We start from the raw sequence: 9,070 nt of genomic DNA, 5'->3' as shown, positions 1-9,070 counted from the left end.
TGGTCGGCGGACAGGAAGACATGATCGAAGACACCGCCATCAACATGGCCCGTGAACGCGGCCTGCTGGCTGCCTGAGGAACCCTGCAGATGCCGATTGCCCAGATCTTTCTCGTCGAAGGGCGTGACGAGGACCAGAAGCGTGCGGTCATCGAAAAGGTGACCAATGCGCTGTGCGAAGCGGTTGCCGCACCGCGTGAAGCGGTGCGCGTGATCATCACCGAAATGCCGAAGACCCAGTTCGGCATCGGCGGCAAGAGCGTCAAGGATCTCGGCCGCTGAAACGCTGAGCAGTCGCGCCGACCCGGCTCCGCAACGGACTGCCGGGTCGGCCTGCGACTTCTCGCTGCCTCGTGCGGCAGAATGCGCCGCGACTGTCGCAGTCCGGCGGCAGACCGATAACGAACGGACGCAGGGCGCTTGCCCCTGACGAGCCGCAGGCAGAGGAGGACGCGACCATGGCGTCATTCGGCACGACGCTGGCGACCAAGCTGATTCCACCGGCCAAGCGCGGAGCGCTGATCGAGCGCCCGCAACTGTCGTCGCGGATCGGCCAGCTGGCCGATCACAAGCTGGTGCTGGCCTGTGCACCGGCCGGCTACGGCAAGACCAGCGTCCTGGTGCAGGCCTGGGCCCAGTACCAGGCCGCCGGCCGCAGCGTCGGCTGGATCAGCCTGGACGAGGGCGACAAGGATCTCAGCACCTTCGTCACCTATTGGGTCGACGCCGCGCGGCGCGCCGGCCTGCGCTTCGGCCAGACGCTGTCAGCGGTGATCAGCACCGGCGCGACCTTGCCGACCGACACGCTGCACGCGCTCGTGCTCAACGAACTGTCGACGCTGGAACGCGATTTCTACCTGTTCCTCGACGATTACCACCTGGTCAGCGACGCCGGCATCCGCGCGCTGATCAATGCCGTGCTGCTGTCACCGCTGCATCGTGTGCACCTGCTGATCGCCACCCGCACCCACAACGAGCTGCCGGTCGGCCGGCTGCGGGCGCTGGGTGCGATCCACGAGTTCGAGATGGGCGATCTCGCGTTCTCCGAGCGGGAAGTCGGCGAGTTCGTCGGCCGCATCAGCGGCGTGCCGCTGAGTCAGGCGCAGATCACCCGGCTGCGCAGCGGCACCGAAGGCTGGGCGGTATCGCTGCAGATGGCCGGCATCGCGTTGCACGGCAGCAGCAATGTCGACCGCTTTCTCGACCAGTTTTCCGGCGAGCACCGCAGCATCGGCGACTTCGTCGGTGAAGAAGTGTTCCGTCGCCAGCCGCCGGACCTGCAGGCTTTCCTGATGGCCACCGCGCTGCTGCGCCGCTTCAATGCCGCGCTGGCCAATGCGCTGCTCGGGCGCGACGACGGCGCAGCGATGATCGAGGAGATCGAACGCCGCAACCTGCTGGCGTTCTCGCTGGACGCCGAGCGGCGCTGGTTCCGGTATCACCACCTGTTCTCGGATTTCCTGCGCCGGCGCCTGCACGACCAGCATCCGGCCGATGTCGCCGGTTATCACCAGCGGGCCTCGGACTGGCTGGCCGAGCATCACTTCATGACCGATGCCATCGAGCACGCCTTCAGCGCCGGCAACGTCGAGCGCAGCGGCTACCTGCTGGACATTGCCTGCGACGAGCTGTTCGCCGCCGGGCAGACGATGACGCTGATGGCGATGTCGGCGCGGCTGCCGCGTCCGCTGCTTGATCGCCTGCCGCGCCTTCAGCTTGAGCGCGCCTGGCAGAACGTGCTGCTGTGGCGGTTCGACGATGCCAAGGCCGAGCTTGATCGCGTGCGGCTGGTGCTGCAGGAACGCCGGCTGGCCGCCCGCCAGGCGGACGATGCCGATCTGGTGTTCCTGGAAGCCAAGCTGGCCCACCGCGAGCTGATGCTGGCGCTGCTGTCGGACGACATGCCGGTCGCCGCGCAGCTATCGCAGCGCTGGCTGCAGGACGGCCGGACCCGCGACCCGTTCATGTGCGCGTCGACCGGCTCGGCGGTGATGGCGGCCCATCGCGAGCTGTTCCGCTGCGAGGGTGTGGCCACCTCGGCGCGGATGCTGCATGACCGCTTCGTCGAAGGCGGCGCGCGCTACGGCATCGTCTTTCACCAGACCATCGCCGGCGCCACGTTCGCCGCGCGCGGCGATCTGGATCGCGCCCAGGACGCCTACGAACTGGCGCTGCAGGCCGCAGTGGAACTGCATGGCGAGCATTCGGCGCTCTACAACATGCCGGCGCTGATGCTGGCCGAACTGCACTACGAGCGGAACGAGCTGCACCTGGCGGAAGAAGCGCTGGCGCAGCGCGAGGTCGATTCCGAGCTGGGCTTCGTCGACAACCTGATCGCCGGCTTCCTGACCTCGGCCCGGCTGATGAGCCTGCGCGGTCGCCGTGCCGAGGCCGACACGCTGCTCGAGGAAGGCAACTGGCTGGCCACCGAGCGCGGCTTCCTGCGGCTGCATGCCGCGCTGCTCAACGAACGCCTGCGCCTGCGTCTGCTCGATGGCGACCTGCGTGGCGCGCGGGCACTGTTCAACGGCAGCACCTTGAAGCCGCCCAACATCGCCGGTGACGCCGGACGACAACGCGCTGACCCGCGAGCTGCTGATGACCTTGGCACTGGCGCGCCTGCAACTGGCCGAAGGCGATGCCCGCGGCGCCGCACTGCTGCTGCGGCCCTGGTACGTCCATGCCCGCAGCCGCCATTGCCACCGGCTGGCCATCGCCACCGGCGTGCTGCTGGCCCGGGCGTGGGCGGCAATGGCCGATCGTCGAGCCGCGCAGCGCTGTCTGCTGGAATGCCTGCAGCTGGGCGAGCCGGGGCGATTTGTCCGCAGCTTCGTCGACGAGGGGCCGGAACTGCTGGCGCTGCTGGCCGAGCTGCGTGCGGCCGATGGCGCGCCGGCGGCGGCGATCGACGAGGGTTATCTGGCGGCGATCGTCCGCGGCGGCGAAGGATCGGAACGGCGCCTGCCGGCGGCCGATCGGGAAGCTGACGCCATCGGCAACGAACTGCTCAGCCCGCGCGAGATGCAGATCCTGGCGCTGGCGGCACAGGGCAACCAGAACCACGACATCGCCGAGCAACTGTTCCTCGCCGACAGCACGGTGAAGTGGTACTGGCAGCGGATCTTCGACAAGCTCGATGTCCGCCGCCGGCCGGATGCCATCAAGCGCGCCCGGCAGAACGGCTGGATCGCCTGAACGCGGCGATCAGCGCCAGGCAGCCGGGGTCTCGATGGCCGCGTGGGTCCGGCACTGGCGCGGGCCGACGCCGTAGCGCTGCTTGAAGCTGCGGCTGAAGCTGCTGGCGTTGCCGAAGCCGTAGTCGAGCGCGATCGTGGCGATCTTCCGCTGGCTGTGGTGGGCGTCGCGCAACAGCTGCCGGCAGTGCTCCAGCCGCAGGTTGCGGATCACCGCGGCCGGGGTCAGCCCGTGGGCGTCGAACAGGTAGAACAGCGCGCGGCGCGACATGCCGACATCGGCCGCCAGCCGGTCGCCGTTCAGGCCGGGCGCACCGATGCGGGTCAGGATCAGTTCCAGTACACGCAGCAGACGACCATCGGGCGGGCCATCGCCGTCGGGCACGCCGGCCGCCCGCAGCAGCTGCCGGTGACGCTGTTCGGTCTGCAGGTCCTGTTGGCGCGGCGCCGGCCGGAGCTGCTGCCAGCGGTCGCGGATGGCTTCGTCAAAGCGGAACTGTTCCGGCCAGGTGCGGGCGATCGGCCGCAGGCTGCGCAGCAGGTCATCGAGCAGCTGGCGGCCTTCGACTGCCGCGAGCAGGCGTTCGCGGAAGGCCGCGTGCGCGGTGCTGGACCAGACCGGCGCACCCAGCGACAAGCCGGTGAACCAGCGGAAGCGCAGGTCGTAGCGCAGCTGTTCGAGCAGCCGCCGGTCGCAGTCGATGGCGTACAGCGGCTGCAGCAGCAGGCCGCGCAGAAAGGGTTCGGCAGTCGGCGCGCAGTCGTCGGCCGCTTCGAACGCGGCCAGCCATTGCTGCGCCGCCGGTTCGCCGAGGCAGTCGCGGACCACCCGGTCGACCAGATGCAGCGGATGCTCGCGGCCGAGCAGCGGGCGGTCGTCCGGGAAGAGGGTGTCGCCCGCCATCAGCGGGAACGGGTGGCGGACGGGGGATGAATCGCGCAACGGCGGTCGCGTCGCCGCGCGATCGGTGTCGCGGGTCGTGACCGGGCTTGCCTCGGGCATGGGTGGTTTCCTCCTGTGTTCGCAGCCTGGCGGTCGCGTCAACCGCTCTTGTCGCGGCTGTCGACCGGCCCTCGGGACCGGTGCTTCCGCTTGTGCGGCAGACACTGAGGATCGCGGCGCCGGCTGTCACCCACCGCAAAGGTGGGTGTGATCCGCGCCGCTCGCGCGGCCGGCCGGATCGGGGCTGTTCGTCGTTTCCCTCCTTATCGGCGGGTGTGCCTGCGGCCGGCCGCCCTTAACGTGCCGACATCGGGAAACGCCGATATCGGGTAGTGCGGTTTGCCCGGCCAAGACCAACGACAGAGCGAGGAGTGCGAGACATGGCTGAAATCTTTCTGAAAAACGCCTGGTACTGCGCCGGGTGGGAGCACGAGTTCCATCAGGGCCGCAAGGCGATCATTCCGCGCAAGATGGCGGGTGAAATGGTGGTGCTGTACCGCAAGCCCGACGGCAAGATGGTGGCGCTGGAAGACCGCTGCGCCCATCGCCAGGCGGCGCTGTCGCTGGGCCGCAAGGAAGGTGGTTCGCTGCGCTGCATGTACCACGGCATGAAGTTCAACAGTGACGGCGTCTGCGAGGAAATCCCCGGCCAGACGACGATTCCGGAACGCGCCTGCGTGCGCAGCTATCCGGTGGTCGAGAAGGACAGCTGGGTCTGGGTGTGGATGGGCGATCCGGCCAAGGCCGACCCGAAGCTGATCTGCCACTCGGTCGGCCTCAAGGACCCGAACTGGAACCTGGTCAGCTCGCAGATGCATGTGAAGACCAACTACCGCTGGGAAATCGAGAACCTGGCGGACCTGAGCCACCTGACCTGGGTGCACCAGGATACGGTGGGCGGCGATCCGGCCTACGGCCAGATCAAGCCGATCCACACCATCATCCCGCGCGGTCTGCACACGCTGTTCTGGGTGCGTGGCGTCGACCCGACCGGTGCCGTGCGGCACATCTTCCCGGCGGGCACCAAGCTCGACATCTGCTTCGACATCACCCACACCGTGCCGTGCAACTGGATCATGCGCTTCCGTGCCTTCAGCGCCGGTACCAACACCGAGGGTGAGTCGAACGGCCAGCTGCTGGTCGACACCTGGACCTGTCAGGCCGTGACGCCCTGCGACGAGGATTCGGTCGATTACTACTACTCCTGGGGTGCAAGCAAGGAAACCGAGTTCCCGGGGCTCAGCGACCTGCTCGGCGGCACCCTCGACGAGGCCTTCACCGAAGACAAGATCATGCTTGAGGCGCAGCACATCCGGCGCAAGCAGAAGCCGGACATGAAGATGGTCAACATCGCGCACGATGCCGGCCCCGGCAAGATGCTCTGGGTGCTCGACAAGATGATCCGCGAAGAGAACCCGTCTCGGCAGACCGTCGAATCCGCCTGATGACCGCAGGCGGGACGGCGTTCATCGCGAACGCCGTCCCGCCATTTTGTTGACCGTCCTTCGAGCGATGAACCCACAAACCCTGTTGACCCTGCGCATCGACGCGATCCGCTGCGAGGCGCGCGACGCGCTGCTGATCGAGCTGCGTGACCCCGCCGGCGGCCCGCTGCCGCCGTTCACCGCAGGCGCTCATGTCGAGCTGGAAATCGAGTCTCGGCTGCGTCGCAGCTATTCGCTGTGCAACGACCCGTCGGAGCGCGATCGCTACTGCCTGGGCATCGGCCTGGCTCGAGACAGTCGTGGCGGTTCCCGGCGGATCCACGACAGCTATCGCGTGGGCCAGCGGGTTCGGGTCAGCGAACCGCGCAACCACTTTCCGCTGTCGGCTGCAGATGGCGAGCGGCTGTTCATCGCCGGCGGCATCGGCATCACGCCGATCATGGCGATGATCCACCAGAGCGAGCGGGAAGGCCGGCCGTGGACGCTGCATTACTGCGTGCGCAACCGCGTACGGGCCGCGTTCTACGAAACCCTGCAGGCACTGGCCCCGGGACGCGTGCACTTTCATTTCGACGACGAGCAGCAGGGCCGGCTGTTCGATGCCGATGCGGCCTTGCGTCGGGCGCCGGCCAGTGCCGGCATCTATACCTGTGGCCCGGAGCCGCTGATGAAGGCCGTCGAAGCGGCCGGCTCCCGCAGCGGCCGCGAGGCCGACGACCTGCACTTCGAGTGGTTCTCGGCCGCCGCCGTCGACTCGGCAGCCGACAAAGCCTTCCGCGTGCTCCTGGCGCGCACCGGCATCGAGCTGCAGGTGCCGGCCGATCGCAGCCTTCTCGACGTGCTCGAGGAAAACGGCTGCGGCGTGCCCTATGCCTGCCGCGAAGGCACCTGCGGCACCTGCCGGACCGAGGTGCTGTCCGGTGACTGCGAGCACCGCGACACCGTGCTGTCGGCAGCCGAGAAGGCCGGCAATCGCGCGATCATGGTGTGCGTGTCGCGTGCCCGTTCCGAACGGATCGAGATCGATCTCTAAGCGCCGTTCGAGGGCGCTGTCCATGCCGCTTTTGTTGCACCGCCGGCAGCATCATCACCAGGAATGATGCTTGGCAAATATCGAATATCACCAAGGTCGAATGACGCTGCTGATGGGATCGGGGAGACTGGCTGCGAGACAGAAGACCATGACGCGCCAATGGAGACGCGGCAGGCATCTTCGCCGGCACAGGAGGACAGTTCGATATGTACGATTCCCGCGACCTCGGGTTCATCAAGCATGGCTCGGCAACCAGGGCAGACGTCATTCCCGGTGCCGAGGATGTTCACCCGCTGGTTCACATCCGCACGCTGGTCGATGACATCTGCAAGGGGGCTGCGGTCGGCGCGGCGCGTTGCGCTCCGCTGATTCGCGCGGCGCTGCTGCAAGCCTTGTACTCGTTCCCCAGCCACGAGCAGCTGCTCGAACAGCTGCAGTACAACGCGCTGTACCGCTGGTTCGTCGGCCTTCGCAGTGATGAACTGCCGTGGCGCGAGAACGAGTATGCCGCAGCGATCGACACCGTGACGGGCGACGAACGTGGGCGCGTGCTGTTCAATCGCGCCGTCGTCGAAGCGCATGCCTATGCGGCCCTGATGCCGAGCCGTTTCCGGGTCGATATCAGCCTGATCGAACGCTTCACGCGTCGCCCCGAACCGGCACAGGCCGACGTCGAGCGTCCGCGTGGCGATTCGACGCGCACCGGCCGTCTGGATCGCGCCCGAAACGTGATCCTGCGCCGCATCGCCGATCCGGCGCTGGATGCCGATGCCATCGCCGCCGAACTGTTCATGTCGCGCCGTGCGCTGTACCTGCTGTTCGAGCGTTACGGCCTGACGCCGACCCGCGCGATCCGCGAGATCCGGCTGGACTGCTGCATGCGCCTGCTGCGTGACGAGCGCCACGGTCACCGCAAGATCACCGACATCGCGATGGATCATGGTTTCCAGCATTTCGCGTCGTTCTCGCGGCAGTTCAAGCAGCGCTACGGCATTTCGCCGAGCGCGGTACGCGGTGCGCGGCAGCTGGTGATCGGCCCTCGGCGTGGCCCGATGCCGGATCTCGAGCGCGCCGTAGCCTGCTGAGCGACTGCACGTCGCGCGTTGCCAATATCGCCCGGCTTCGGCCGGGCGATGTCGTTTGGATCGGAAGGTTTCAGGTGGCTGCGGCGGGCGCGCTGGGTCGATGCCGCACAGACGGCCGACCAGCGACCGCCTGCAAGTTCAGCTTCCGAACGGATGGAAGGGATCGGCGTGCAGATGGTCTTCGCTGATGCCGCGCCGACGCAGCAGATGCACGGCGGCATCGATGGCGAACGGGGAGCCGTACAGGTTGGCGTGCCAGTTGCCCAGGTGCGGAATGTCGGCTTCCAGCGCTTCGGTCAGCAGGCCGCGCCGAAGGCCGCGTTTCAGCGCACCGTAGGCGACGATCACATGCGAGGCGCGCAGGTTCGGAATCCGCTCCAGCGCGGCCGACAGCTCGTCGAGGCAGTAGACCTCTTCGCGCAGCAGGAAGCTCACGTAGACATGGACCGGGTTCTGCAGCTTCGCCGCACCGATGCCGCGCAGGATCGACAGCACCGGCGCCAGGCCGGTGCCGGACGAGGCGACCAGGATCGGCCCTTCATGCCGGTGCCGCAGCCAAGCGGCCCCGTAGGGTGCCCGCAGACGCATCGCGGTGCCCGGCTGCAGCCGTTCGGAAATGATCTGCCCCGCACTGCCTTGCGGATGGATGCGGATGTGGAAGCGCAGCTCGTCGTCGGTCGGCAGTCCGGCCAGCGAATAGACCCGCGAGAAGCCACGCCCCAGCTCCAGTTCCACGAACTGGCCAGGCGAGAACTGCAGCCGGTCGGTATTGGCCAGCCGCAGCAGCCTGACGTTGTGGCCGAGTGGTTCGACGCCGAGCACCTGCGTGCGCAGGCGTCGTTGCGGATGGATCACCGGCTCCTGCGCGTCCGGAATCTCGATGGCGCAGTCTTCGGCGGGCGAGCTCTGGCAGGCCAGCAGGTAGCGCGTGCGGAAGCCGAACAACGGCCTCGGCGGCCGGGAAGATTCGACGACGTTGCCGCGCAGCAGCTTGCAGCGGCAGAGGCCGCAGCGGCCGTCTTCGCAGCTGTAGGAGATCGCCAGACCTTCGGCCCGCAGCGCCGGCAGGAACTTGTCGCCGGGCTTGATGCTGAGTACCCGGCCGGCGGGTTGGACGAGTACTTCCATCGATCAGGCGCCTCCAGCGTTCTGGTCTGAAAACAGGCGGAAGATGAGCCGCCGCAGCCATTGATTGGCCGGATCGCGATGCAGGCGCGCATTCCAGAAGATGTCGATCGAGACCTCGGGCAACTCCACCGGATGATGTGACCTGGTGGTCGAAATTCGGACCACGTGACGCTTAAGATTCTGGCTCCCGCTACGAGCGAGGAGCACATGAAGCAGGCACGATTTTCTGACGAGCAGATGGTC

7 protein-coding genes and 2 pseudogenes are annotated in these 9,070 nt (G+C 67.5%); 6 read left to right on the top strand and 3 right to left on the bottom strand.

Annotation, left to right across the window (positions count from 1 at the left end; translation table 11 throughout):
- Positions 1 to 89 precede the first annotated feature (89 nt).
- From ACTIGJ_RS19480 to ACTIGJ_RS19470, 3 genes and pseudogenes are all read left to right on the top strand, one after another.
- Positions 90 to 281, top strand: coding sequence for a 2-hydroxymuconate tautomerase (locus ACTIGJ_RS19480; protein ID WP_439641980.1), 192 nt, complete (start codon positions 90 to 92; stop codon positions 279 to 281).
- Between the two features lie 176 nt (positions 282 to 457).
- Positions 458 to 2,515: pseudogene (locus tag ACTIGJ_RS19475) on the top strand (hypothetical protein); the annotation flags it as partial.
- Between the two features lie 82 nt (positions 2,516 to 2,597).
- Positions 2,598 to 3,194 carry a LuxR C-terminal-related transcriptional regulator gene (locus tag ACTIGJ_RS19470; protein ID WP_439641979.1) on the top strand — a complete coding sequence of 199 codons (597 nt, stop codon included), beginning with the start codon at positions 2,598 to 2,600 and terminating at the stop codon, positions 3,192 to 3,194.
- A 9-nt stretch (positions 3,195 to 3,203) separates the two neighbouring features.
- Here the strand turns inward: ACTIGJ_RS19470 and ACTIGJ_RS19465 are convergent, their stop codons facing one another.
- Entirely contained in the window at positions 3,204 to 4,196 is a 993-nt protein-coding gene (locus ACTIGJ_RS19465; RefSeq protein WP_439641978.1) for a helix-turn-helix domain-containing protein, read from the bottom strand.
- Positions 4,197 to 4,516: 320 nt separating this feature from the next.
- On the opposite strand from ACTIGJ_RS19465, the gene ACTIGJ_RS19460 reads away from it, so the two are divergent.
- The 3 genes from ACTIGJ_RS19460 to ACTIGJ_RS19450 all read left to right on the top strand — a co-directional run bounded on the left by ACTIGJ_RS19460 (position 4,517) and on the right by ACTIGJ_RS19450 (position 7,699).
- Entirely contained in the window at positions 4,517 to 5,581 is a 1,065-nt protein-coding gene (locus ACTIGJ_RS19460) for a Rieske 2Fe-2S domain-containing protein (protein ID WP_439641977.1), read from the top strand.
- 67 nt (positions 5,582 to 5,648) lie between these two features.
- Entirely contained in the window at positions 5,649 to 6,614 is a 966-nt protein-coding gene (locus ACTIGJ_RS19455; RefSeq protein WP_439641976.1) for a PDR/VanB family oxidoreductase, read from the top strand.
- 206 nt (positions 6,615 to 6,820) lie between these two features.
- Entirely contained in the window at positions 6,821 to 7,699 is an 879-nt protein-coding gene (locus tag ACTIGJ_RS19450; RefSeq protein ID WP_439641975.1) for a helix-turn-helix domain-containing protein, read from the top strand.
- Between the two features lie 138 nt (positions 7,700 to 7,837).
- On the opposite strand, the gene ACTIGJ_RS19445 is transcribed toward ACTIGJ_RS19450, so the two are convergent.
- Together ACTIGJ_RS19445 and ACTIGJ_RS19440 are read right to left on the bottom strand one after the other, a co-directional pair.
- On the bottom strand, positions 7,838 to 8,827 hold the full coding sequence (locus tag ACTIGJ_RS19445; RefSeq protein ID WP_439641974.1) for a 2Fe-2S iron-sulfur cluster-binding protein: 990 nt from the start codon (positions 8,825 to 8,827) through the stop codon (positions 7,838 to 7,840).
- A gap of 3 nt (positions 8,828 to 8,830) precedes the next feature.
- Positions 8,831 to 9,070: pseudogene (locus tag ACTIGJ_RS19440) on the bottom strand (hypothetical protein); the annotation flags it as partial.

The organism is Nevskia sp., from assembly GCF_051860985.1.
Lineage (GTDB): Bacteria > Pseudomonadota > Gammaproteobacteria > Nevskiales > Nevskiaceae > Nevskia.
Note: the sequence above shows the minus strand (reverse complement) of the source record. Positions and strands in the feature narration are given on the sequence as shown.

Coding starts and splice junctions, on each gene's coding strand:
- ACTIGJ_RS19480 (WP_439641980.1), top strand. CDS start 90: ATGCCGATTGCCCAGATCTTTCTCGTCGAAGGGCGTGACGAGGACCAG.
- ACTIGJ_RS19470 (WP_439641979.1), top strand. CDS start 2,598: ATGACCTTGGCACTGGCGCGCCTGCAACTGGCCGAAGGCGATGCCCGC.
- ACTIGJ_RS19465 (WP_439641978.1), bottom strand. CDS start 4,196: ATGCCCGAGGCAAGCCCGGTCACGACCCGCGACACCGATCGCGCGGCG.
- ACTIGJ_RS19460 (WP_439641977.1), top strand. CDS start 4,517: ATGGCTGAAATCTTTCTGAAAAACGCCTGGTACTGCGCCGGGTGGGAG.
- ACTIGJ_RS19455 (WP_439641976.1), top strand. CDS start 5,649: ATGAACCCACAAACCCTGTTGACCCTGCGCATCGACGCGATCCGCTGC.
- ACTIGJ_RS19450 (WP_439641975.1), top strand. CDS start 6,821: ATGTACGATTCCCGCGACCTCGGGTTCATCAAGCATGGCTCGGCAACC.
- ACTIGJ_RS19445 (WP_439641974.1), bottom strand. CDS start 8,827: ATGGAAGTACTCGTCCAACCCGCCGGCCGGGTACTCAGCATCAAGCCC.